A 23,673-nucleotide genomic window follows, 5' to 3' on the forward strand; every position below is an offset into this window, starting at 1 on the left:
GTTTATGAGTGATTGAAGCAAATCAAAAGGCCGTCTGAAAGATAGGGTTGAAATGCTTGCCTTACCCTAGTTCAACGTCAGCCGCGTAATTAAGATAACAAATCATCGCATGACTGATGCAGCGGCAGACTGATCAAGATTCGAATAATAAATAGATTGGAATTAAAATGAAAAAATTACTTGTTGTATTGTTAGGACTGGCAAGTCTTAATGTTTATGCCAACGGCTGTGGCGGTGAATACCAACCGGCGACTGGAACTTGTCGTATTATCGACAGCTCAGGCAAACAAATTATATATAACGTTGGCAGACCACAATCTTCTAATAATGGTTATGCTCAGAACCAACCAAGGGTTGTTAATATCGATGTCCCTTCAAGATACGGTGCATGGGCATTAAATTCTAAAACTGGTATTGCAGGCGGCGCACTTGAGATGGATTCACTTGAAGCTGCCAAAAGAGAAGCTATTAAAACCTGTGAACAAGGTGGACAAAACAAACCATGTAAAGTTTTAGTTTGGGTTCGAAATGGTTGTATCGCTGTTGCTCAAGGAAAGGATAGTAAATCATGGAGAAATTTTTTCGGAACAACTCCACCAGGCATGGCTGAAATAGAAGCATTAAGGAAATGTCAAGAACATGGACTCTCACAATGCAAAGTTGTTGTAAACGAAGCCTGCTCACTGCCTAAATTCTAATAGACAAAGTGCCATTATTTTATATGGCTTTGGATATGTTGATTGCTTGGGTTTATGAGTGATTGAAGCAAATCAAAAGGCCGTCTGAAAGATAGGGTTGAAATGCTTGCCTTACCCTAGTTCAACGTCAGCCGCGTAATTAAGATAACAAATCATCGCATGACTGATGCAGCGGCAGACTGATCAAGATTCAAATAATAAATAGATTGGAATTAAAATGAAAAAGTTACTTGTTGTATTGCTAGGACTGGCAAGTCTTAATGTTTATGCCAACGGCTGTGGCGGTGAATACCAACCGGCAACTGGAACCTGTCGTATTATCGACAGCTCAGGCAGACAAATTATATATAACGTTGGCAGACCACAATCTTCTAATAATGGTTATGCTCAGAACCAACCAAGGGTTGTCAATATCGAGGTTCCTTCAAGATACGGGGCTTGGGCATCTAACCCTAAAACTGGTATATCAGGTGGGGCACTCGAGATGGATTCACTTGATGCTGCAAAAAGAGAAGCCATTAAAACTTGTGAACTAGGCGGGAAAAATAAGCCGTGTAAAATTTATGCTTGGGTCAGGAATGGCTGTCTTGCCGTTGCCCAAGATCAAAATGGTACAATTTTTTTTGGATCAACTACCCCTGGTCTTGCTGAAGCGGAAGCCTTAGAAAAATGCCAAAAAAATAGAAAAGCACAATGTAGAATTATTGCCACCGAAGGCTGCTCTATGCCTAAATTCTAATAGACAAAAGGCCGTCTTTGTTCAGACGGCCTTTTCAATCATGGCAAAGCCAATACAGAAACTTAATTCCCATACAAAACAATCTATTACAGAAAAATCCCTTATTTTTTTTAGTTTTGCTATTGATAATAGTTATTATTAGCGTATAATCAAAACCACTCGGAAGACGTCCTAATCCGAGCCATTAAACGACAGATTTTATCCCCCTCTTCCCCATTATCTCTTGACACTCGGAGTGCGCATATACGAAACATACCTGTTCCCCTTTATATCAGATACTCAAAACCGAAAAACATGAAACCCACTGCCGATACAGTGGGTTTCGTGTTTTGCAGCGTTCGGTTTATCAGGCCGTCTGGAACCGAATAGGCCTGATTATCGGCAGGTTTTCATGTTCAATTTGCCATAACGGCCGACAATGTTTCTGATGTCTTGGGCATCGCGCTCGTCGACCGCCATAAAGACCACGGTCATGCGCGCCACGCTCAAACCGGTATCGGGTACGCTTCTGTCTTCCTGCTCAACAATGCGCGCGCCGCCGAAACCTGCGCTGGACAAGCGTGAAATCAAAACTTGGGCGGAAGAGCGGCTGCGTGTTACGTCAATGCTGATTTCGCCGTTGTGAATACTGCCGCTAAAGCCTCGGCTGCCCAAGGCATCAAGCTGGGCGGAAGTGTCGCCGTCGGCAGGCAAGACCACGCGGAAGGTTTTGGAAGAAGTCTCGCCACCGGATGCGCCGTTGCGTTTTTCGATACTGCGGCTGGCCGCATGAGGCCATTTGCCCAACAGGCCTTTGATGCGGTGGTAATCGTCTTCATCCATCACTACGGTGGCGCTGCTGGTACACAAGCGTTCCACGCCGGCCGCGTCCATCTCTTCTTCGGCGGCACGGCGCTCTTGCGCTTCTTTCTCGCGGCGCATTTTTTCTTTTTTCTCTTTCAACTGCTGCGCTTCTTGCTTTTTACGCAAGGCTTCTGCTTCTTCGGATTCAGGTTCTGCCATAATCAGGCCGTCTGATTCATCCGCCACCCAATCGGGTTGCGATGCCTGCTGAGGCTCAGCTTTGGGCGCGTCCAAAGAAGACGGGCGCAATAATTCGTGCGTACCGCCTTCCAAAGCAGATTCGGGCTTGGCGGTTTTATGTTGTGTCCGATAGGCAACCATGCTGCCAAAAACAATGATGTTGAGTGCGACCAAGACCGCAAACAGCCATTTCATGATGCGTTTTCCTTTTTATTGTCCGTTGCGATGGGCAATCCAATGCAAGAGTCCGTGAATCACGAGATTATCGACGATTTTCACTTGATTGTCATGAACGAATGACTCTGGCAGCGCCTGCACGACTCTGGCGGCGCCGCCGCCGGTGATAATAATATCGACCGGTTTGCCCTCGCCCGTTTTGTCTTTCAGACGGCCATGCATCATCATCAACGCGCCGCAAACGGCATCCATCATGCCGCTGGCAATGGCGTTCGGCGTTGTGGTTGGGAACGGATATACCTTGCCGATGGGGCGGTTGAGGTTGGCGGTTTTGAGCGCCATCGCCTCTTTCATCAAGTGGAAACCAGGCATGATGGTGCCGCCGAGATAATGATTATCTTCCGTCAGTGCGTCGGTGGTTACGGCGGTGCCGCAGCTGACGACGACGCAAGCGTTTTGCGTAAAGCGGCGGCTGCCCAGCGCATTAAACCAACGGTCGGAGCCATGTTCTTCAGGGCGGCGGTAATGGTTGCGGATACCCAAAGCCTGCGGCATGGAAGACAACCATTCGACCGGACGGGTTAATTGTTCTTCTACCATTGCTTTTTTGACCGAACCGCACACGGCGCAACCGACAATCTTCACATCTTCATCGGCAAATCGCAGCCATTCTTCGCCCAGCTGGGTCAAATCACGATACGGCGCGCGGCCGACTTCGGAAAATGTGCCGTTCTCTACCCACGCCCATTTCAACTGACTGTTGCCGCCGTCCAGCAGCAAAAAGCGTTCCGGCTTGGCGGCTGCAGGTTGTGCCGGGCGGTTATCCGGGCGCAAGCTGATCTCGCCACTGACAATCGTTTTCTCGCCCTTGTCCGTCAGCAAACGCAACGCGCCTTGTGCATCCACGCCTTTGACTACGCCCTCGTGGACAATGCGCCCTTCCTGAAGCAGCAATACCGGCCTGCCTGTGTCGCGGTTGGCGGCATCGTATTCGCCGATACATGACGCAAATCCGTTTTGCGCGTATTCGCTCAACAGCGCATCAAGTTGCGCCAATACTGCATTTAATAAAGTTTTGACACTTACGCCCTGCTTAGAGGCCGTCTGAAACAAGGCCTGCACGGAAGTGGCGTTTTCAACTTCTTTCGGCAATACAAAATTGATGCCGATGCCGATGACGGCGACGGTTTTATTCTCTACCCGCGCCGTTTCAATCAAAATACCGGCCAATTTATCGTTGGCCACGACCAAATCGTTCGGCCACTTGATATTTACGTCCAAACCGATATCGGCAAGCGCGCGTCGGCAGGCCAATGCCACCACCAACGCCAGCGAACCCAGCTCATACTGCGGCTTGTCAAACGCCCAGCCCAAGCTGAACATCAAACATTCGCCCTGTCGGTTGACCCAGCTTCGCCCTTGCCGTCCGCGGCCTTTGGTTTGAAAATGCGCCACACACAAGGCCTTATGCGCCAAATCTGCCGACTGGCGCGCCAATGCCATGATTTCATCATTGCTGGACGAACATTCGTGTTTCAACTGCGCACGAAAACCCTGTTTTCCGGCCATTTGTTGCAGAGATTCTTCGGCAAACACAGCCAAAGGGCGCACCAAGCGCCATTGCCCGTCATGCTGGCGCAGCAAACCACGGATATGGCCCGGCATCTGCTGCCAGAATCCGTTTAATTGTTGCGGCTTCATACCGACCACTCGCGCCAACTGAGAAACGTGTTGCGGCAGGCCGTCTGAAAGCGCAGCGAGCAAGGCCCAATGGCGGCTGTTCAAATCCGTCATTCGCCTCCTCCGGCTTCGCGGATTTTCGCCAAAGTTTTGGTGGTCGAAGTCTGGTGTAAAAACGGAATCGAAAATACTTTGCCGCCACGCGCAAACGTTTCGGCCGCACCGACAATCTTATCCACAGGCCAATCGCCGCCTTTAATCAACACATCGGGTTTGACCATTTCAATCAACGCGGCAGGCGTATCGTCATCAAACCAAGTGACCAAATCCACGCTCGCCAATGCAGCTGCCACTGCCGCGCGGTTTTCCAAAGGATTAATCGGACGGTCGTCCCCTTTGCCCTGACGGCGCACCGAAGCATCGGTATTCAACGCCAGCACCAAAGCCGCACCGGCCGATCGTGCCTGCGCCAGATACGTTACATGGCCCCTATGGAGAATATCGAAACAACCGTTAGTAAACACCAGCGGACGGGGCAATGCCGCCAAACGTTCCGCCAGCTTTTCAGGCGGACAGATTTTGGATTCAAATTCTGGAGCTGACCATTCGGACATGATGCGGTTCCTTTGGGAATGAAACAGAAAATAATCGGGGTATTATAAAGGATAACGGCGAAACGCCATAAAAAGATACCGAACGGTATAATATTCGGGCTTGACTGCGTATTCATTGACATTTGATAACACAGCAAATGCCATCTTTGCCAATGCCATGATGAAACGGTTTGATAAATACTTTTTTGAAACCCAATTAAATCTGAAGTAAAATTCGGGTATAAACGGAAAAAAGCCTGCATATAATATGCAGGCTTTCATCTGGGGTGGCTGATGGGGCTCGAACCCACGACAACTGGAATCACAATCCAGGGCTCTACCAACTGAGCTACAGCCACCGTAAAAATTGGCACGCCCGACAGGAATCGAACCTGTAACCCCCGACTTAGAAGGTCGGTGCTCTATCCGGTTGAGCTACGGGCGCTCATGCCGATTCGTGCGAAGAATTTTGTGGTCGGGGCGGTGGGATTCGAACTCACGACCCTCTGCTCCCAAAGCAGATGCGCTAACCGGGCTGCGCTACGCCCCGACTGAAGACCTGAACTATACAGACCCTTTTCAGTCCGGTCAACACTTACTTTGCTTTATTTTTTCATTTTTTGGTTATCTTATTATTTTTAATCGTTATTTATTTTTATGTTTCGTAATTGAGGCACTCTTTTGTGTCAGGCCGTCTGAAAAATGCGATAATTTAAACGCAATATTTATCCCTATTGAGGAGGAAAAATCATGGCTGCACAACTTATAGACGGAAAAAAAATCTCCCAGCAACGCATCGAGGCGGTCGCGCAGGCGGTAAAAGCGCGTCAGGAAAAAGGTTTGCACACGCCTTGCTTGGCGGTGGTATTGGTTGGCGACGACCCTGCCAGCGCGGTTTATGTACGCAATAAAAAACTGGCCTGCCAAAAAAGCGGCATCGAATCGCGCTCTTACGAGCTGCCGTCTGAAACCACGCAAGACGATTTGCTGAAACTGATGGACGAATTGAACGGCGACCCTGCCGTCGACGGTATTTTGGTGCAACTGCCGCTGCCGGCACACATTGACAGCCAAGCGGTTTTGGAGCGTATCGAGCCGCATAAAGATGTGGACGGCTTCCACCCTTACAATGTCGGCCGCCTGGTCGTCAAAATGCCGCTGATGCGCCCTTGCACACCCAAAGGCGTGATGACTTTGTTGGAAGCCTACGACATCGACCCGAAAGGCAAAAAAGCCGTCGTCGTCGGCGCGTCCAATATTGTCGGCCGCCCGCAGGCATTGGAATTGCTGCTGTCCCGCGCGACGGTAACCATTTGCCACAGTGCCACGCAAAACCTTGCCGATGAAGTTGCTGCCGCAGATATTTTGGTGGTCGGCGTAGGCATTCCGAATTTCGTTAAAGGCGAATGGGTCAAACCCGGCGCAGTCGTTATCGATGTGGGCATCAACCGCTTGGACGACGGCAGCCTGTGCGGCGACGTGGAGTTTGATGTTGCCAAAGAACGCGCATCCATGATTACGCCCGTTCCCGGCGGCGTCGGCCCGATGACGATTGCCACTTTGTTGGAAAACACGCTACACGCGGCCTCATTGCACGATTAATCGCTGTCATTAAGTTAGGCCGTCTGAACATGGTTTTTCAGACGGCCTGACCTGTTTTTTTGCTTTTTACCTTATTGGCTTCACATGTCCTTACTCTCTTCCCACACCGACAACCCGACTTTCCGCAACGCTTCCTATATCCTGATGGGCTTGGCCTTGCTGATTGTCTTGCACTACCATTTGCTGCCGCTGCTGCTGTCGGTTATCCTGACCTATATCTTTATTACGCGCACCAACGGCGTCATCCTCAAGCTCCGCCGCCGTGTTTTGCCGCGCAACACGCGGCTGCATAAATCGCTCAACGCGCACAATATCAACCTGATTTCCACTACGCTGACGCTGGCCATCGTGTTCAGCATCATCACAATGATGTCTTTAGGCATTTACCACCTGATACACGGCGGCCATGTCGGCTTTATGTTGGCGAAGCTGGCGGCAATTTTGGAAGACACCAAAAACAGCCAAGACCTGCCTGCGGCCATTCTCAATATGCTGCCCAACAATATGGCCGAAATCAAAGCCTCGGCGATCAAGCTGATTGAAGAATACCGCGCCGCGCTGACCCGCATCAGTAAAAACAGCATCACGTCCTTCGTGTACATCCTCATCGGCATCATCATCGGCGCCATGCTCAGTTTCCACCGCCTGGAAATGCGCAAAAACCGCCACAAAATGCCATTGTTTAAAGCCGAATTGATGCGGCGCATCATCAATTTTGAAACCAGCTTTGAACGCGTGTTCCTCGCCCAAGTCAAAATCTCGCTGATCGACACCTTCCTGACCGGCCTATACCTTTACTTGGTTTTGCCGCTGTTCGGCGTTGAGCTGCCGTTTAAAATGACCGTCCTGATCGTCGCCTTTATCGTCGGACTGATTCCGGTGGCGGGCAACCTGATTTCCAACACCATCATCATTATTTTGAGCCTCGGCGCATCGCTTTACGTCGCCCTCGCCTCGCTGGTTTTCCTCGTTGTCATCCACAAGCTCGAATATTTCCTCAACGCCAAAATCATCGGCTCGGAAATCGAATCCAGCGCATGGGAATTGCTGGTGGCGATGGTCGTCTTTGAACGCATTTTCGGCATCGGCGGCATCATCGTCGCGCCGGTTTATTACGCCTATTTGAAAAACGAATTGAAACTGCGAAAATTGATTTGATCAGTTGCATTTATACACATCAAAGGCCGTCTGAAAACGACAATCGGGTTTTCAGACGGCCTTTGCTTTACCTTTTCTTACACTTTACGGCATAATGGCAGCCACGCATTTCTAGAAGAAAGATAAACAATGTCAACCAAAACCCCTTCCCTATTCGGCGGCGCGATGATTATCGCCGGTACGGTTATCGGCGCAGGCATGCTTGCCAACCCGACCGCCACTTCCGGCGTATGGTTTACCGGCTCGCTGGCCGTGTTGCTGTACACCTGGTTTTCCATGCTCTCCAGCGGCCTGATGATTTTGGAAGTCAACACCCATTATCCGCACGGTGCCAGCTTCGACACCATGGTTAAAGACCTGCTCGGCCCGACTTGGAACGTCATCAACGGCGTTGCTGTCGCTTTCGTTTTATACCTGCTCACCTACGCCTACATCTTCGTCGGCGGCGACCTGACTGCCAAAGGCATCGGCAGCGCGGTAGGCGGCGAAATTTCGCTCACCGTCGGCCAACTCGTCTTCTTCGGCATTCTCGCCTTTTGCGTTTGGGCATCCGCACGCTTGGTTGACCGTTTCACCAGCATCCTCATCGGCGGCATGGTACTCACCTTCATCTGGGCAACCGGCGGCCTGATTGCCGATGCCAAAATGCCTGTCCTGTTCGACACCCAAGCCCCTTCCGGCACCAGCTACTGGATTTATGTTGCCACCGCCCTGCCCGTCTGCCTTGCCTCATTCGGCTTCCATGGCAACGTTTCCAGCCTGCTCAAATACTTTAAAGGCGACGCGCCCAAAGTGGCCAAATCCCTGTGGTCGGGTACGCTGATTGCCTTGGTGATTTACGTCCTCTGGCAAATCGCCATCCAAGGCAACCTGCCGCGCAGCGAGTTTGCACCGGTTATCGCCGCCGAAGGCCAAGTTTCCGTCCTGATCGAAACGCTGTCCAAGTTCGCCCAAACCGGCAATATGGACAAAGTGTTGACCCTGTTCTCCTACATGGCGATTGCAACGTCCTTCCTCGGCGTAACGCTCGGCCTGTTCGACTACATCGCCGACATCTTCAAATGGAACGACAGCATCTCCGGCCGTACCAAAACCGCCGCGCTGACCTTCCTGCCGCCTTTGATTTCCTGCCTGCTCTTCCCTACCGGCTTCGTTACCGCCATCGGCTACGTCGGTCTGGCCGCAACCATTTGGACAGGCATCATCCCCGCCATGCTGCTCTACCGCTCGCGCCATAAATTCGGCGTCGGCAAAAACTACAAAGTTTACGGAGGATTCTGGTTGATGGTTTGGGTCTTCCTCTTCGGCATCATCAACATTGCCGCCCAAATACTGAGCCAAATGGAACTTGTCCCTGTATTTAAAGGTTAAATTCCCTTAAGGCCGTCTGAAACACCCTCTTTCAGACGGCCTAATTCATTATTTTCCGCTACAATACCCCCTTTCCCCCAACGAACACCGTCCATGTACGACAATATCCGCTTCCATCTCGACGAAGACTATCCCGACCAGCTCCCACCCGAAAACGCCGCCACCCATATCGGCATGTACTGGCAGTGGGCGGCGCATGCAGGCCTCGTCAACCCCGTCTGGCAAACCGCCCCCGAAACCGCGGCTGACTTCGCCGCCATGGCCTCGGGCAAAATCAGCGGACGGCACTTTCTGCTCAAACACATGGACGGCGCATTAACGGCGGACGACTTTACCGAACTCGGCCAACGGTTTACTGAGTTCTACTACACCGACGAAGAAGACGGCTACGGCGCATTTATGGAAGACTACGTCCTCGCCCTCGACACGCCCTCGCTCGGTGGCTTCTACCACGTCAAAAACACCCCGGAAACCTTCGCCAAACTGACACCCGTTTTTCAGACGGCCTTTGAAAAATGGAAAAGCAGTTTGAAAGCAGAAAAATAAGAGCCCACACCATGAAACTCATCATCCTCGACCGCGACGGCGTCATCAACCAAGACCGCGACGATTTCGTCAAATCCGTTGACGAATGGATTCCCATCGAAGGCAGCATGGATGCCATCGCCTTTTTAACGCAGGCAGGCTACACCATCGCCGTGGCCACCAACCAATCCGGTATCGGCCGCAAATACTTTACCGTGCAAGACCTGACCGAAATGCACGCAAAAATGCACCGCCTTGCCGTTCAAGCAGGCGGCACCATCGACGGCATTTGGTTTTGCCCGCATACCGCCGTTGACAACTGCGAATGCCGCAAACCCAAGCCCGGCATGATTATCGACATTATCGAACGCTTCAAGGCCAATGCCGCCGAAACCTGGCTGGTCGGCGACAGCCTGCGCGACCTGCAAGCCATTGATGCCGCAGGCGGCAAATCCGCGCTCGTCCTGACCGGCAAAGGCAAAAAAACGCTGGCCAAACACGAGCAAGACCTGCCCGAGCACACCCAAGTCTTCGACAACCTGCTCGCTTTCTCGCAATACATCATGCGTGAAAACACACAAATCGAAGAAGCCGCGCAAGCCATCCTATAAACGACAAGGCCGTCTGAAAACTGCCGACAACGGTGTTCAGACGGCCTTCAAACGACTGACTTTCCCCCGATATGCTGATTATCCGCAACCTGATTTACTGGTTCATCCTTTCCTCTAGCATTATTTTGCTGTTCCCCTTTATGCTGCTTGCCCTGCCCTTTCAAGGCGGCGCGCACAAAATGGCGCAAGTTTGGGTGCGTATCCTCAACTGGTCGCTCAAGCACATCATTGGTTTGAACTACACCTTAAGCGGCGCGGAAAACATTCCCGATCGCCCTGCCATCATCTGCGCCAAACACCAGAGCGGCTGGGAAACCCTTGCCCTGCAAGAGATTTTTCCGCCGCAAGTCTATGTTGCCAAACGCGAACTTTTCAAAATCCCTTTCTTCGGCTGGGGTTTGAAGCTGGTCAAAACCATCGGCATTGACCGCAGCAACAGCCGCGAAGCCAACAAACAACTCTTAGAACAAGGCCTTGCGCGTAAAAACGAAGGCTATTGGATTACCATTTTCCCCGAAGGCACACGCCTGCCGCCCGGTGAAAAAGGCCGCTACAAGCTCGGCGGCGCGCGCATGGCAAAAATGTTTGAGATGGACATCGTCCCCGTCGCGCTCAACAGCGGCGAGTTTTGGCCGCGCAACTCCTTCCTCAAATACCCCGGCACGGTCAGCGTCATCATCGGCAAACCCATTGCCCACAACAACGGCAATGAAGCCAAACTCATGGCCCAATGCGAGCAATGGATTGAAAGCCAGCAGCCCCTGATTACCGGACAAGGCCCGTTCGCGCCCCAAACCAAATAAATCATTCCATCGGGTGGGCCGCTATGCCCACCCTTTCCATGCCGTCCAATCTTTCCCACAACACCATGCCCCGCCTCCATACCCACACCCTTTCAGACGGCCTCACTATTCATATCCAGCTCAAACGCAGCGCCAAGAAAAACCTCATCTTGCGCCCCGTTTCCGCCGATACCGTCAGCATCAATATCCCTCCGTTTGTTACCCGGCACACCTTTACCCAATGGCTGAACGACAACGAAGCCATCCTGCGCCGTACCTTAAACAAAACACCGGCCCGACAAACACCTACCGACACGCTTCCCGAATGGATTTGGTATCAAGGCGTTCAGACGGCCTTGTCCGTCCACGCAGCAAACCACATCCAAATCAGGCCGTCTGAAATCCTGTTGCCCGAAAAAGAAAACGCCACCCAACTCACCCATTTGCGCCGTTTCCTACACGAGCGTGCGCACGAATATCTGCTGCCGCGCCTCGAAGGCCATATCCGAACCACCCGCCTGACTCCGAGCGCCATTTCCCTTTCCAACGCCAAAACTTTCTGGGGTGTTTGCCGCCACACCACCGGCATCCGTCTCAACTGGCGGCTCATCGGCGCACCCGAATATGTCGCCGACTATGTCTGTCTGCACGAACTCGCCCACCTGCGCCATCCCAACCACAGCCCTGCGTTTTGGGCTCTGACCCACTCGCTCACGCCGCATGTCGACCAAGCCGAACAATGGCTGAAGGTGCACGGCGGCGAATTGTTCCGACTCGGCTAAGTCTTTACTTTCAGTATTTTTCTGCAAGCAAACACCAGCCCAAAGCAAAGAACCAACGTCCTCCAAACAAATCATGTAGCCGTGCGTAAAATCGAGTTTATCTGCTTGCCGCCCCTCATACCTGCCGATAAGATGATGTCGTTCTCAAAACCCTTTTCAGAAAGGAAAACCGATGACCAAAGCAAAATCGTTACTGGCCACCGGCATTTTGGCTCTTTTCTCCGCCACGGCATTCGCCTCCCCGTTGCCTTCCGAAATCTACCGTCCGGATGGCGCGCACACCATCAAAGCCGATCATCAAGGCGACGGCGAATTTGAATACGAAGCCGAACTCTCCGGCCAACGCAATTCCATTCCTTCCCTGGCCAAAAAAGTGATCGCCCACGCGCGCAGCAAAGGTTTCCATGTGGTTGAGTCTGAAATCAAACACGACGATGCCGATCTGAAATTCAAACGCGGCAAACAAGAGCTGGACGTTTCCATCGAAGACAAAGGCCAAGGCCGTATCGAATACAAAGCCGATTTGGACTTGGACAAAAACTAAATCCGACTCGCAAATAAAGGCCGTCTGAAATCCCATCGGGTTTCAGACGGCCTTTTATCGTCTTTATCAGATAAAATGGCACTCAGTTTGCAAAATTTCCGGCTCAAAACATTGTACAATCTGCCCACTTATACCGATAACATCCCAAACATTGCCATGAAAAAACGTCTGCTCCTCCTCGCCATCCTTCCCCTTTCCCTTCACGCCGTCGATGTGCCTCCCGATGTAAAACCCGAGCTTCAAGTCAACACAGCCGAACCCGAACAGCCCGAAGCGCACAACATCCCTGCCGAGCAAACAAACAGGCCGTCTGAAAAAATCATCAACGTCGATGCCGACACCCTGCTTGCCAACACTGAATTACTGGCACGCGCCATGTATTCCGCCGTCGTCGCCCACAATATCCCCGGCATCAAAGCCGTTTTGCCCATTTACGAACAATGGCCCGAACACGACCGTGCCATGGCGCGCTACGCCAAAGGTTTGCTTGCCCAATCCGAAGGACGTGCCGCCGAAGCTGTCGGCCATTACCGCCGCTTTATCGCCGAGCAGCCCGATGCTTCCGCCGTCCGCTGGCAGCTTGCAACCGCCTTGTTTGAAGACAAACAAAACGAAGCCGCAGCCGATCAGTTCGACAAACTGCAAACCGAATCCCTCCCGCCTGCCTTGCAAGAACGCCTCGAAACCTACCGCAAAGCCCTGCGCGAACGCGACTCATGGCAATTCAACGCCGGCTTAAACATCACGCGCGAACAAAACATCAACCAAGCTCCCAGCCAACGCCGTCTGGGCAACCACCTGAGCGACGAACAATGCCGCGCCGTGCGCCTTGTCTATCCAGACGACGACTGCTTCCGAGGCTGGACATTCCCCGAGCCCATCAATGCCACAGCCATCCATTACCAAATCGGTGCAGAAAAAAAATGGTCGCTACCACGCGGCTTCTATGCCACGGCAGGCGCAGACCATTACGGCAAAATCTACCCCAAACACACCAACTACAACGACCTCACCACACGCTTCTCAGCAGGCATCGGCTATGCCGACCAGCGCAACGACGTCGGCATGACCCCGTTCCACGAACGCCGCTTCTACGGCAACGACCCCTACACCTACACCAACGGTGCACGCCTCCACTACAACCATTGGTGGCAACCCAAGCTGCAAACCCTCAGCGCATTTGAAGCAGGCCGTCTGAAAAACAGCCGCCGCGAGCATTCCAACAACACCAGCCAACTGCTCAGCAACTCCATCGTGTACTACCGCAACGCGCGCCAATACTGGGTGGCCGGTATCGACCTCTACCGCGAACGCAACCGCGACGACAAAAGCGACAGCTTCAACCGCTACGCCCTGCGCACCACATGGGGACAAGAATGGCCCAAAGGCCTCTCCACCGTCCTACGCCTCAGCGCCGCCCAACGCCATTACCAAGCCCCCGGCTTCTTCAGCAACGAACAAAACCGCCGCGACAAAGAAGCCTCCGCCTCCCTGAGCGTATGGCACCGCGCCCTCCATTTCAAAGGCATCACTCCGCGCCTGACCATTGCCCACAACAAAACATGGAGCAACGACAAGTTTTACGAATACGGCAAATCCAGAATGTTTGTCGAATTGAGCAAAACGTTCTGACAAGTACGTTGAATCCGCGAATCAAGCATAAATACCGCCACACCTGCTTATTTTCAAACCGTTACGCATACTAAACGAGTATCTTGTCGAGTGCGTTTCAATATATAGAAAATATGTTTATCGAATAGATATATTAACAATCTGAGAAATATTACATCATCGAGCGTTATGTATTCAAAAGCATCGTCTCAATAGTAACAGGAAGTGGCCTCTGCCTAATGATATTTAATCAATAACATCATTATTATACTTTAAACGGCATGTTTGTTTTTCTTTATCTCCATCAAACCAAAAACGAAAATAATAGGGAGAATAATCAGGAGCATTACCTAATTCATATTCTGGATTAGGGCTTTCAAAAAGGTAATTTGGAATATTTTTAAATACCTCAATATGGGCAGAAGATCCATCTAATAGTTTAATTTCAAAAAATTTATTATCAGAAGAAACATAAACTGCACCAACTTTTTTCATTGAGATAGGATTCTTACTTTTACTATTTAATGAATATGCATTTAATACTAGATATTCTGATTTCAAATCTTGAATATTCATATTTTTTGACTTAATGAGCTGCTGAATTTCTTTGTATGTATCTTTCCAATACTCCAGTTCGTGTATATATCCATCAGATATACTTCTGAATTGAATAGACATTCTAGCTGTAGGATACAGAAAATTTTTAACTCTTTTACCTTTTTCATCTTTACATTCAATCCACTCTGAATCCGTAGCATTTAGTAAGTCTAAAATACGATCCTGAGCGAAATCCGAAAGAATATTTTCACTTTTTGTTACTTTATTGATTGGAATTAATGGCTTAGTGTCAGGCTTCTGTTGTCTGTTTTCTAAAACGGTATCAGTACGTCTCTCCTGCGCCTGGTTCTTTTGCCCATCATGTTCAGACTGAGTGCAAGCAATACCAAATAAAAAACAACAAGATAATGCTATTTGTTTAATTCTCATAATATCTCTCTTAGAAATGTCAGCTACCCGTTACAGACCAACGAGGATTATATCTTTTATTTTTGGGCGTGATGTCCCAGTGAAAAACTTTATAGGTTTTACCTACTTCGATAATGTCCCTTTTTGATTTAATTACTACTGGTTGGCCTGAAGAAACCTTTGCAAAATATCCCTCTTCATCTTTACCCAAACAGCCGAAACCCAAACACAGGATTTCGGCTGTTGGGGAAAAGGAATTTTGCAAATGTCTTGGTCGATGTGTTTGGCAATCATAGCTTGGGCGGTTTGCTGAAAGAAGGTACTCATGAGAAATCCCCTAAATGTCTTAGTAGGAATTTAGGGGATTTTGGGGAATTTTGCAAAGGTCTCGGCCTTAGTATTGGTTATCATATCCATTCACACCTCTTCAGAAAGTATGATGATGAACGCCCTAAACAAAACCCTCTTATCCGTTTCTGTCGCGCTGGGATTGAGCGCCTGCGCTTCCGTCAAAACCGCAGATACCTACGACCTAGACTTCTCCAAACAAAAATACACCGAACAAAGCATCGAAGTGAACGGTCAGGCGGTTAAATTCCGCGCTTACGAAGGCGTGGTTTACGTCCGCAATCCTGTCGATACCCGTTACGAAATCATCAATATTTATGTACCCGAAGCCTATTACAACGGCGGCGAGATAGACGGTTTCAACGCCGAAACCGCACCGATTTTTCTGCCCAACCAAATCGGCGGATATATGCCTGCCGAACCGGGCAAACCCGCTTTAGAAGGCAAACGCGGCGAGCCTGAAGACGGCCAAAAATCGCCTAACGCCGCCCTGGTTGCCCTCTCCAAAGGCTACGTCGTCGCCTCCCCTGGCGCACGTGGCCGGACAGAACCCACCGGTAAAGCACCTGCCGCCATTGTCGATTTGAAAGCCGCCGTCCGTTACCTGAAAGCCAACGACAAAGTCATGCCTGGCGATGCCGAAAAAATCATTTCCAACGGCACAAGCGCAGGCGGCGCGATGTCCGCCCTCTTAGGCGCAACAGCCGACCAAAAAGATTACGAAAACCACCTAAAAGCCTTAGGCGCAGCAGACGGCAGCGACAAAGTTTTCGCCGTATCCGCCTACTGCCCGATTACCGATTTGGACCATGCCGACATGGCTTACGAATGGCAGTTCAACGGTATCAACGACTACAAAAAATGAACATTTCCATGCTCGACTACCGCGTCAAACGCGAGCTGGTCGCAGGTACACTGACCGATGACGAGAAAAAACTGTCCGACCTCCTCAAACCCCTATACCCCGCATACCTCAACAGCCTGAACCTGAAATCCCCCGAAGGCAAACCCCTGACGTTGGACGCCCAAGGCAACGGCAGCTTTAAAAACCATATTGCCGGTTTACTTGCCAAATCCGCACAAGCCCAGCTTGATGCAGGCAAAGACCTGAGCGACCGCACTTGGCTGACCGTCCGCAAAGGCAAAGTCGTCTCCGTCGATTTCGATGCCTACGCAAAAGCCGCCGGACGGCAAAAAACACCGCCAGCCTTTGATGGCGTAGATTTGAGCGCAGGCGAAAACCAACTCTTCGGCACCAATACCGTCGACAAACGCCACTTCACCGCGTTCTCCATGCAGCACAACACCGCCGCCAACGCCGAAATCGCAGATGAAGAAACCATCAAAATCATGAACCCGCTCAACTACATCGGCAAACCGGGCGTAAATCTGCCGCAAAACTGGCGCATCCGCGTCGGCACCAACGACCGCGACACCTCACTGGCAGTCTCCGCCGTCTTAGCCGCCAAACTGCAAAACAACGGCCAAACCGTCGACTACGCCCTGCCTTGGGATGTCGGCCACAGCGGCGATTATGACTTAGACGAACTGTTTGCCTGGATGAAACAAGTCAGCAGCTCTGCAAAATAATCAATCGTTCGCAACATAGATTGAGATGAGATTTGGTATCCCGTTTTGATTGTAAAAAGGCCGTCTGAATATTTCAGACGGCCTGAGCCCTTTTTAAATAAAACCTTCTGAAAGCTAAATTTTTAACCTAATCTATGCTTACTGTACACACGCATCCATATATTTCAAGTTTTATATAGTTTAAAAACTTATCCGATTTTCAGAATTCAATAAATACAGAGTATTGATGCAATACAGGCTTTTAATTTTCTGATGAAATTTCTTGATCTTCAAATTTCATACTTTTCTGATTTAACTTCCAAGTAGTCTTATTTGTAGAAGATATGGATTTTTTACCCTGATGAAATTCATAGCAGACCCTATCTGTTTTTAATACAAACTCTTTGCTGAGTTCAAATTCCATCACACACTTTCCTTGCGGCTTCAAGGACAAGGTATCTTCTACATGGTAACTCAGTATTCCATCTATTTTTTTAAAATTGAAGGGCGGGCGCAACAACTTTTTATTATCATAGAATGATTCGTATACCAAATCTATTGAGCCTAAACTTGGAAGGCCGGTATGATCTTGGCCGATGCTTCCATCCTTTCTATTAATCAAATAAATATTATAATTTTGCTCAATAATACTATTTTCTTCAGACTCTTCTGACTCTCTATTAGTTGCAACAACAAGCCATGCAAATGAATCATTATAGGGAATCACGCCCAGAACTTTTGCATACTCGGGGATACTTGTTGGAACAGCATATATATATTCTTTAGAATCCTTAGGCGCCTTAATCTTATTTAAATCAAGAAAACCATTTGATAATCTAGGATAGGACTGAAACCAGATTTTAGATGAAATCGGTAACGTTAAACATTCCGCCTCCGCCAAATGTCCCTACTCCTTAGGATAATTAATATAACAATTATCCCTACTGCTTTTTTGAAGAGATACAACAGGCTCTTCTTTGATGTTTCTATCAGCAAGTGTTCCTTCAGTAACTACTGCCTCTTTCCCACAAGCTAATAACGCTCCCAGAAAAGAAAAAAATAATATCATGTGATGACATTTAGAAAAAATCATATATTTACCCTTTAGAAATTACTCTAACTTTTTGAAATAAATACTCCTTTTTTCTCCATATTTAGCAGTATTGCGAAAAAAACTATCAGTATCACAGGCCATCTCGAGAATTCCTCCAAATGATGCTTTATCTTCCACATTTAATTTTTTCATATCATTTAAATATTTTTTACAATCTATTGAAAAGTCACTACCTTTTACCAACCTAAAAGATACTTTTTGATTTAAGTAATATTCTTTCCCTTTAGGGGTATCTCCAATTTTAACTATTGAATTATCATGGCCATTTGTGTTTGAAACGTAAAAATTATTTATATCTCCATCATCATTCAATCCAAAAACAGTTGTATTTTTACTTATAGTATAAGTAAATGGACTATTTCCATCTCTCTTCAACTCAGACCAAATAATTGTAGGTATCATTTCTTCATCATAATAAATAAGTGAATACATAATTATCAAGCTGTCCCGTACATATATATACATTCTTTCTTCATTTGGTTCTTGATTACCAGATAAATAATATGAATCATTATGTCTATCAGCTTGTAACTCATGACACTTATTAAAACTTAAATTACATTTTTTATATAAAAAATATATACCATTATCTAATTTATCTTTTACACTTACCTTTTCACTTGAATATGCCAGTAAATCTTGATGATCTCCTTTCATATCAGAAAAGTAAATAAAATATAAATAAAAAAACAAGAATACAAAACCTATTCTGTACATATAACCCTCAATTATTGATTAATTTCCAAATGAAATGCCCCTTCTCCTGGATTATTTCCAGGATATAAAATCGTTTTAATTAAACCTTTATTACTCAGTTGAATACAATATTCATAAAATTTTTTTTGTTCAGCAGCAGAAGAAAGTCCATTTGAGTTAATTCCCAAATCTATGACATTTAACTTTTTATATGCTTCTTCTGATACACAGTGAAGAGATACTTTTCTATTCTGTTTTTGAAATTCTAGTATTTTTTGTACCATTTTACCCAAAGTGACTTCTTTACTTTCTCCTTGTCTTTTTCCTGCATTTGCAATTTTAATAATTTCAGTACCATATTTACCATAAGTTGCCGTAGGGTTGTACATTAGCTCAGCCTGCTTTCTTGGTGTCCTAATTGTACTAGTAATAACAAGTTGTTTTTTACCTGATAATTTTGCTAAACTTTCAAGCACTTCTTTTGTTTTATTACTTACGAGACTTCTCTGATATTCATTAACAGAGCTGGAGAAAATAATCCTTACAGATGAGTTAGCCTCTCTCTCACGACCAACAACAGTCAATGGTTTTCCTCCCTGTTCTGTATGGGTATTTTTTTGACGGGGGGGTTCTTTTTGTTGAGGTTGAGGTTTAACTTTCTCTTCTTGCTTTGGCGGGGGAGTTTTTTGTGTCGTAGTTGGTTGTTTTTGTAAGGGCTTATTTTTCAATACCTGCCCTATAGTATTAAAAGCAGTTTGTTGCACCACCTGTGTTACAGCTGTTATTGGATTCTCCCTAAAGTATCCCTTGCATTCTGTCTTGCTGTATGATCAACAGTAATTTTTCGAATAGAAACAGATTGTAAACATCTCAACAGTAATAGTGGTTTACCTTTATTACCAAGCCCATATACGAAACCGACTAAGGCCTTTACTTTTAAACGACCTTCACTATCAGTCTTTTTACTTTTTTCCCTCTTACGGTAAAATATACTGAATTCCGTATTAGGTACAGGTTTCCCTTGAGTATCTACAACTATAATTGTAAATGTATGTACCGGAAGTAAAACCTTTACTACGGTATCACGTAAACTTTCTGTGACAGTAAAAGAGGTAATCGGTTGCAGTCTTCCTTCTCCAGCAATGCAAACCTGGATAGTCTGACCTATTTCGGCACGAAGATTTTCTTTAATCCCTTCCGTATTTGTAATATGTTGTTTAGGAGTTCCCTTATAAACCAAAGTAAATTTAACATTACTGATTGGCTTTTTTGTATCTCCTTCCAAAATAGTAAGGTGAAAATTGACATCTTTAGAAGCAGCATCTTCCAATTCTGAAGCAGGATTTTTTGTTTGCTGAGTAATTTCATCTTGTTTTTTGGGTTCTGGAGTGCCTTTTGCAGCCAATGGAGCCGAAACTTTCATATCTGAAGCTGTGATTGTATATGGCTGTACCTGATCAACTTCTTGAGTAACTTTTTCACTTTTAATGCCATCAATTTCTAAAATGATTTCAGCTCCAGGATGTCTGACTATAACAGGTAGCTCCCCATCTGTATCAGTTTTATGAGTAACTTCAAATTTGCTATTTAAATGTTTACCATCATATGAAGATAGTATTTTAACGGCCTTATCTTTTACAGGAAGACCGTCAACATCTTGCAGTTTTACTCGAATTTTACGTTTGCAACAGGTTTCCAAATCGTAGTTGGCAAATAATTTCAGATATTCGCTGATATGAGTTTTATTGCCATCAAACTCGCTGTGTCGTTTTCCTGTTTTTTTATCAATTTTGTAATTTCCAGGCATATCTAAAAAAGATGCTAAACCACCAGAACCAACTAGGTGGCAGCCGGCAATACAACCGGATTCGGTAATTTCTATCCCCTTAACAATTTTTCCATAATACTCATTAAACCCCCATACCCGTAATCTTTTACACCATAAATCAATAGATAAATTAATTGCTGCTACTTGAATTTCACGAGATGATCTAAATGCTTCTTCTGATACTGCTCCATTTTTTCCTGTCCATTCGCCTTGTTTTTTATATCCTATATCAATTAGAGCGCCTTCTCCATACTGGAACAAACCAATATACCCTCTTTCGTTAATTTCATGAATAGCTTTTTTGTTTACTAAATCGTTCTGATTTAAATCAGCACTACTTTCTCTTCGTGCTAATGCATAAATGAACCCTTTTCTATTAGAAGGATAGGATATGTCAAATACAGCCTTATTTTTTCTCATAATTAATTTCCTAAATAATTATTATTAATAATAAATTTAATATTTTCCTAAAACAGTATTTCTAAGTATATTAATTTCCGAATTGGTTGTAATCTTCTAATAAATTATCCTCGACGACTTCTTCTGTCTCAGATATTTCTTCACAATCATGATCTTCTTCATCACAGGCACAACAGTGATCTTCATGTTCTGTCTCATTATCTGGGATGAGAGCCCATTTTTGCTCTTTGGTCAGCTTACCTATCACAGAAATTTCGATTTCATCTTTCGAATCTCCATAAAATCTTGATGTTCTCCCATTTTTATCAAAAGTTTCTATACGCTCTGAATTTTGCCCCCTATTAATTACTTTATAACTAATACCTCCTGATAAAAAATCAGAAGTGAATACACTACTAAAATCGAAACGCCTACTAAACAAACCTGTTTGTGGAAGTAATGGTAGCCGTGCATTGATCCCATTCGCCCCATTCACCACCAACGGTGCCCTCACCCGCACCACCTTCGGACTCCCGATCTCAACTTCCCCGTTGCTCAGTTTGATATACGCCCCTTGCAGGTAATCAGAATCTCTTCCTTCGCCGCAATGGTGATCTTCCCTGCACTGCTGGTTAACGTCGCATCCTTCAGTGCATTCAGCTGCAGCTCGTCATTCTGTGCCTGTACTTCCACTTTACCCTGATTGGCCTGTACCTTGATGCCGCTGCTTTGCGCAAACAGGTTCAGACTCTCTGCCGCATGGGCGGTCAGGCTTTGTCCGGCGCTGATGTCGGTATGGCTGCCGCTGACGAGGTGGATGTTTTCATTGGCGGTGTGCAGTTGGCTTTGCTCTGTCGCGGTGGCGATGCCGGCCGGGGCGGTTTGGATCAAACCTGCCTCTTTCAGGTCTTTAAGGGCGTCTTTCAGACGGCCCCTTTGGGTTTCTTCATCGGTGTTGTGGTTGTTGGCGGTTTGGGCGGCTTTGTTCAGGCTTTTGGCCAGGGAGAGTGCCTGTTCGATCTGTGCGATGGCATCGTCCATATCCAACACTTTGCCGTTGGCATCCTGGTTTTGTGCGCTGACGAGTATGCCCTTACCTGCCCGTACGGCCCCCCAACCGTCGGTTCTGAGTTCGAAGCCTTCGCCGTTCTCTCCGCGTTTGTTGCGGGTTGAGTCGACGATATGGCCGAGGTTGAGTTGGGATTTCTGATAGTCGGTGGCAAGTTTGATGTGTTCCTGTCCCTGCAGGTCTTCCATCCTCAGTTTGTTGTTCGCCCAGGTACGGATGACGTTTCTTGTGTTCCAATCGGCAGGGATATGGTCGGTATGGGCACTGTCGTGCATGACACCGGAGATATACGGACGGTCGGGATTACCTTGTACGAAGGACAGCATCACTTCGGTGCCTTCGTGTAAGGGGAAGTGAATGCCGTATTCGGGACCGGCATAGGGTTTAGCCAGTCGGACGGGACGGCTTTCCCCGCCGGGACTCCATTCGTCCAGGTCAAACGGGAGTTTGACGCGGTAGCGGCCCATATCGTCGATATAGGCGTAGGTGCAGTTTTCTGCCGCAGTTACCCGTGCCGGTAAGGTACCGTCGATATGCGGACGCGGGGTGATGCGTTCAGGACGGTAGGCGAGTTGGGCGGGGATGGCGGTAAAGGTATGGCTGTAGGCGGTATCGCGGCTGCCGCTGTGCTCCATGGAAAGTACCAGCCAGCCGTCGGGGGCTTCGGGGAAGGAGACATCGGTTTGGAACACCTTCATCGGCGTCATGGAGACGACGTTGCCGCTGCCGGCTGCGACGGTTTGGCGGCAGAGGTTGGCTTCGTTCAACAGGGTCGTCTGAACTTGGGCTTCGTCGGTTGTTTTGGGATGAAGGCCCCAATGCTGTTGTTTGCCCAATAAAACGGTATTGTCGGCTGATTCTTCCGACTGTTTGTTGTCGGTTTCGGCAAATAGGTCGGTATCGGCACTGCGGTAGTTGTAGTCGGCCGTGCGTATGCCTTCGACAATGGGGTTGTGGCGGATGCTTAAGTTAAAGAGTGCTTCGGTACCGACACTCTCCAATCCGGCATGGGGTCGGTAGGATACGGGTAAGCCTTGGCTGCGTAAGTAATGTTCGGGACTGTCGCCGAAGACGACTACGTCGCCATGTTGTTCATGCTGTTCGAAGGCATACCAAATACCCTCTTCTTCACACAGACGGTTGATAAAGTCGAAGTCGCTTTCGAGATACTGGGTCACATACTCGCGTACGGCGTAGTTGCGGCTCTTTTGGAAACGGTAGTCGACGCCGGAGAAACCGTGGTGTTTGAAGACGGCGGCAACGATGTCGGGGACGGTTTGGTGTTGGAACAACCGGGAGGTTTGGAAATGCTTTAAAGCCGCGAAACGCGGCTCTAAAACAAAGCGGTAAACGGTTTCATCCTTGGATACCGACAACTTCTCGCATGAGGTGATAATGCCCTGCCATTGCTTTGCCGGGGAGTCGTCTAAAGCAGACCCGAATGCCCCGGCCACTTCCGACAGTAAACCTTCTTGCGGACGAATCTCAAACGCTGCGCGCTGGTTGAGGTAGGAAGAGAGAGGCAGTGAGGAATCGGTCGAGGTAGCGGTGATTTCGACACGGTAAGCGGTATTGACCGCTTCGGATGCGCTGAAGGAACGGACTGAAAGTGACGGAGAGAAACGGGCGAAGGTAAGGTGGTAGGATTGGCGGGCGGTCATGACGAGACAATTTTAGAATGACATTGAATTTGATATATTAACTTGGATTATACTGATGGTAAAGCAAATGGGATAAATGGAAAAAAGGCCGTCTGAAAGGTAATCAATCTTGTTGACTTCCCCTCCA

The 23,673-nt window shown here is 47.9% G+C and carries 23 protein-coding genes, 3 tRNA genes and 1 pseudogene; 12 read left to right on the forward strand and 15 right to left on the reverse strand.

Going from position 1 to position 23,673, the window contains the following annotated elements:
- Positions 1-167: 167 nt before the first annotated feature.
- On the forward strand, positions 168-698 hold the full coding sequence (locus KCG54_RS09960; RefSeq protein ID WP_254324082.1) for a DUF4189 domain-containing protein: 531 nt from the start codon (positions 168-170) through the stop codon (positions 696-698).
- 217 nt (positions 699-915) lie between these two features.
- Positions 916-1,437: a DUF4189 domain-containing protein gene (locus KCG54_RS09965; protein ID WP_254324083.1), complete on the forward strand. Its 522-nt coding sequence runs from the start codon at positions 916-918 to the stop codon at positions 1,435-1,437.
- A gap of 375 nt (positions 1,438-1,812) precedes the next feature.
- Here KCG54_RS09965 and KCG54_RS09970 read toward each other — a convergent pair whose 3' ends face one another.
- From KCG54_RS09970 to KCG54_RS09995, 6 genes are all read right to left on the reverse strand, one after another.
- Positions 1,813-2,655, reverse strand: a complete 843-nt coding sequence (locus KCG54_RS09970) for a cell division protein (protein WP_254324084.1) — start codon at positions 2,653-2,655, stop codon at positions 1,813-1,815.
- A gap of 15 nt (positions 2,656-2,670) precedes the next feature.
- Positions 2,671-4,431, reverse strand: coding sequence for a bifunctional biotin--[acetyl-CoA-carboxylase] ligase/type III pantothenate kinase (locus KCG54_RS09975; RefSeq protein ID WP_254324085.1), 1,761 nt, complete (start codon positions 4,429-4,431; stop codon positions 2,671-2,673).
- Positions 4,428-4,934 carry an adenylyltransferase/cytidyltransferase family protein gene (locus KCG54_RS09980; protein WP_141745162.1) on the reverse strand — a complete coding sequence of 169 codons (507 nt, stop codon included), beginning with the start codon at positions 4,932-4,934 and terminating at the stop codon, positions 4,428-4,430. The genes KCG54_RS09975 and KCG54_RS09980 overlap by 4 nt, the downstream gene beginning before the upstream one ends.
- 259 nt (positions 4,935-5,193) lie before the next feature.
- Positions 5,194-5,269, reverse strand: a tRNA-His gene (locus tag KCG54_RS09985).
- Between the two features lie 9 nt (positions 5,270-5,278).
- Positions 5,279-5,355: transfer RNA gene (locus KCG54_RS09990), tRNA-Arg, on the reverse strand.
- Positions 5,356-5,382: 27 nt separating this feature from the next.
- Positions 5,383-5,460 (reverse strand) — tRNA-Pro (locus tag KCG54_RS09995).
- A 200-nt stretch (positions 5,461-5,660) separates the two neighbouring features.
- Here KCG54_RS09995 and folD point away from each other — a divergent pair.
- From folD to KCG54_RS10040, 9 genes are all read left to right on the forward strand, one after another.
- Positions 5,661-6,512, forward strand: coding sequence for a bifunctional methylenetetrahydrofolate dehydrogenase/methenyltetrahydrofolate cyclohydrolase FolD (gene folD, locus KCG54_RS10000; RefSeq protein WP_254324086.1), 852 nt, complete (start codon positions 5,661-5,663; stop codon positions 6,510-6,512).
- Between the two features lie 84 nt (positions 6,513-6,596).
- On the forward strand, positions 6,597-7,670 hold the full coding sequence (locus KCG54_RS10005; protein WP_070813641.1) for an AI-2E family transporter: 1,074 nt from the start codon (positions 6,597-6,599) through the stop codon (positions 7,668-7,670).
- A gap of 129 nt (positions 7,671-7,799) precedes the next feature.
- Positions 7,800-9,041 carry an aromatic amino acid transporter gene (locus tag KCG54_RS10010; RefSeq protein ID WP_254324087.1) on the forward strand — a complete coding sequence of 414 codons (1,242 nt, stop codon included), beginning with the start codon at positions 7,800-7,802 and terminating at the stop codon, positions 9,039-9,041.
- A 93-nt stretch (positions 9,042-9,134) separates the two neighbouring features.
- Positions 9,135-9,587 (forward strand): cell surface protein, encoded by a 453-nt coding sequence (locus tag KCG54_RS10015; protein ID WP_254324088.1) that lies wholly within the window; start codon positions 9,135-9,137, stop codon positions 9,585-9,587.
- Between the two features lie 11 nt (positions 9,588-9,598).
- Complete coding sequence (gene gmhB, locus KCG54_RS10020) at positions 9,599-10,177, forward strand: D-glycero-beta-D-manno-heptose 1,7-bisphosphate 7-phosphatase (protein ID WP_039863836.1); 579 nt, start codon at positions 9,599-9,601, stop codon at positions 10,175-10,177.
- A gap of 71 nt (positions 10,178-10,248) precedes the next feature.
- Positions 10,249-10,980, forward strand: a complete 732-nt coding sequence (locus tag KCG54_RS10025) for a lysophospholipid acyltransferase family protein (RefSeq protein ID WP_254324089.1) — start codon at positions 10,249-10,251, stop codon at positions 10,978-10,980.
- Between the two features lie 65 nt (positions 10,981-11,045).
- Entirely contained in the window at positions 11,046-11,741 is a 696-nt protein-coding gene (locus KCG54_RS10030; RefSeq protein WP_254325021.1) for a M48 family metallopeptidase, read from the forward strand.
- Between the two features lie 172 nt (positions 11,742-11,913).
- Positions 11,914-12,285 carry a hypothetical protein gene (locus KCG54_RS10035; protein ID WP_004520945.1) on the forward strand — a complete coding sequence of 124 codons (372 nt, stop codon included), beginning with the start codon at positions 11,914-11,916 and terminating at the stop codon, positions 12,283-12,285.
- Positions 12,286-12,441: 156 nt separating this feature from the next.
- Complete coding sequence (locus KCG54_RS10040; RefSeq protein WP_432761029.1) at positions 12,442-13,917, forward strand: surface lipoprotein assembly modifier; 1,476 nt, start codon at positions 12,442-12,444, stop codon at positions 13,915-13,917.
- Between the two features lie 225 nt (positions 13,918-14,142).
- Here the strand turns inward: KCG54_RS10040 and KCG54_RS10045 are convergent, their stop codons facing one another.
- Positions 14,143-14,883, reverse strand: coding sequence for a hypothetical protein (locus tag KCG54_RS10045; RefSeq protein WP_254324091.1), 741 nt, complete (start codon positions 14,881-14,883; stop codon positions 14,143-14,145).
- 135 nt (positions 14,884-15,018) lie between these two features.
- On the reverse strand, positions 15,019-15,189 hold the full coding sequence (locus KCG54_RS10050; RefSeq protein ID WP_254324092.1) for a hypothetical protein: 171 nt from the start codon (positions 15,187-15,189) through the stop codon (positions 15,019-15,021).
- A 115-nt stretch (positions 15,190-15,304) separates the two neighbouring features.
- On the opposite strand from KCG54_RS10050, the pseudogene KCG54_RS10055 reads away from it, so the two are divergent.
- Positions 15,305-16,800: pseudogene (locus KCG54_RS10055) on the forward strand (subtype B tannase).
- Positions 16,801-17,041: 241 nt separating this feature from the next.
- On the opposite strand, the gene KCG54_RS10060 reads toward KCG54_RS10055, so the two are convergent.
- From KCG54_RS10060 to KCG54_RS10090, 7 genes are all read right to left on the reverse strand, one after another.
- Positions 17,042-17,680: a hypothetical protein gene (locus tag KCG54_RS10060; protein WP_254324093.1), complete on the reverse strand. Its 639-nt coding sequence runs from the start codon at positions 17,678-17,680 to the stop codon at positions 17,042-17,044.
- A gap of 6 nt (positions 17,681-17,686) precedes the next feature.
- Positions 17,687-17,872, reverse strand: a complete 186-nt coding sequence (locus KCG54_RS10065) for a hypothetical protein (protein ID WP_254324094.1) — start codon at positions 17,870-17,872, stop codon at positions 17,687-17,689.
- Between the two features lie 18 nt (positions 17,873-17,890).
- Positions 17,891-18,610, reverse strand: coding sequence for a hypothetical protein (locus tag KCG54_RS10070; protein ID WP_254324095.1), 720 nt, complete (start codon positions 18,608-18,610; stop codon positions 17,891-17,893).
- An 11-nt stretch (positions 18,611-18,621) separates the two neighbouring features.
- Complete coding sequence (locus KCG54_RS10075) at positions 18,622-19,353, reverse strand: hypothetical protein (protein ID WP_254324096.1); 732 nt, start codon at positions 19,351-19,353, stop codon at positions 18,622-18,624.
- Between the two features lie 17 nt (positions 19,354-19,370).
- Positions 19,371-20,837, reverse strand: coding sequence for a hypothetical protein (locus KCG54_RS10080; protein WP_254324097.1), 1,467 nt, complete (start codon positions 20,835-20,837; stop codon positions 19,371-19,373).
- A gap of 70 nt (positions 20,838-20,907) precedes the next feature.
- A complete protein-coding gene (locus KCG54_RS10085) occupies positions 20,908-21,330 on the reverse strand; it encodes a hypothetical protein (protein WP_254324098.1) in 423 nt (140 codons plus the stop codon).
- Positions 21,331-21,371: 41 nt separating this feature from the next.
- Positions 21,372-23,546, reverse strand: coding sequence for a type VI secretion system Vgr family protein (locus tag KCG54_RS10090; RefSeq protein WP_254324099.1), 2,175 nt, complete (start codon positions 23,544-23,546; stop codon positions 21,372-21,374).
- Positions 23,547-23,673: the final 127 nt, after the last annotated feature.

This window comes from Neisseria subflava, assembly GCF_024205705.1.
Classification (GTDB): domain Bacteria; phylum Pseudomonadota; class Gammaproteobacteria; order Burkholderiales; family Neisseriaceae; genus Neisseria; species Neisseria subflava_D.

Bases quoted from the DNA above. Each gene is read 5' to 3' on its own strand.
- KCG54_RS09960 (WP_254324082.1), top strand. From the start codon at position 168: ATGAAAAAATTACTTGTTGTATTGTTAGGACTGGCAAGTCTTAATGTT.
- KCG54_RS09965 (WP_254324083.1), top strand. From the start codon at position 916: ATGAAAAAGTTACTTGTTGTATTGCTAGGACTGGCAAGTCTTAATGTT.
- KCG54_RS09970 (WP_254324084.1), bottom strand. From the start codon at position 2,655: ATGAAATGGCTGTTTGCGGTCTTGGTCGCACTCAACATCATTGTTTTT.
- KCG54_RS09975 (WP_254324085.1), bottom strand. From the start codon at position 4,431: ATGACGGATTTGAACAGCCGCCATTGGGCCTTGCTCGCTGCGCTTTCA.
- folD (WP_254324086.1), top strand. From the start codon at position 5,661: ATGGCTGCACAACTTATAGACGGAAAAAAAATCTCCCAGCAACGCATC.
- KCG54_RS10005 (WP_070813641.1), top strand. From the start codon at position 6,597: ATGTCCTTACTCTCTTCCCACACCGACAACCCGACTTTCCGCAACGCT.
- KCG54_RS10010 (WP_254324087.1), top strand. From the start codon at position 7,800: ATGTCAACCAAAACCCCTTCCCTATTCGGCGGCGCGATGATTATCGCC.
- KCG54_RS10015 (WP_254324088.1), top strand. From the start codon at position 9,135: ATGTACGACAATATCCGCTTCCATCTCGACGAAGACTATCCCGACCAG.
- gmhB (WP_039863836.1), top strand. From the start codon at position 9,599: ATGAAACTCATCATCCTCGACCGCGACGGCGTCATCAACCAAGACCGC.
- KCG54_RS10025 (WP_254324089.1), top strand. From the start codon at position 10,249: ATGCTGATTATCCGCAACCTGATTTACTGGTTCATCCTTTCCTCTAGC.
- KCG54_RS10030 (WP_254325021.1), top strand. From the start codon at position 11,046: ATGCCCCGCCTCCATACCCACACCCTTTCAGACGGCCTCACTATTCAT.
- KCG54_RS10035 (WP_004520945.1), top strand. From the start codon at position 11,914: ATGACCAAAGCAAAATCGTTACTGGCCACCGGCATTTTGGCTCTTTTC.
- KCG54_RS10040 (WP_432761029.1), top strand. From the start codon at position 12,442: ATGAAAAAACGTCTGCTCCTCCTCGCCATCCTTCCCCTTTCCCTTCAC.
- KCG54_RS10045 (WP_254324091.1), bottom strand. From the start codon at position 14,883: ATGAGAATTAAACAAATAGCATTATCTTGTTGTTTTTTATTTGGTATT.
- KCG54_RS10050 (WP_254324092.1), bottom strand. From the start codon at position 15,189: ATGAGTACCTTCTTTCAGCAAACCGCCCAAGCTATGATTGCCAAACAC.
- KCG54_RS10065 (WP_254324094.1), bottom strand. From the start codon at position 17,872: ATGATTTTTTCTAAATGTCATCACATGATATTATTTTTTTCTTTTCTG.
- KCG54_RS10070 (WP_254324095.1), bottom strand. From the start codon at position 18,610: ATGTACAGAATAGGTTTTGTATTCTTGTTTTTTTATTTATATTTTATT.
- KCG54_RS10080 (WP_254324097.1), bottom strand. From the start codon at position 20,837: ATGAGAAAAAATAAGGCTGTATTTGACATATCCTATCCTTCTAATAGA.
- KCG54_RS10090 (WP_254324099.1), bottom strand. From the start codon at position 23,546: ATGACCGCCCGCCAATCCTACCACCTTACCTTCGCCCGTTTCTCTCCG.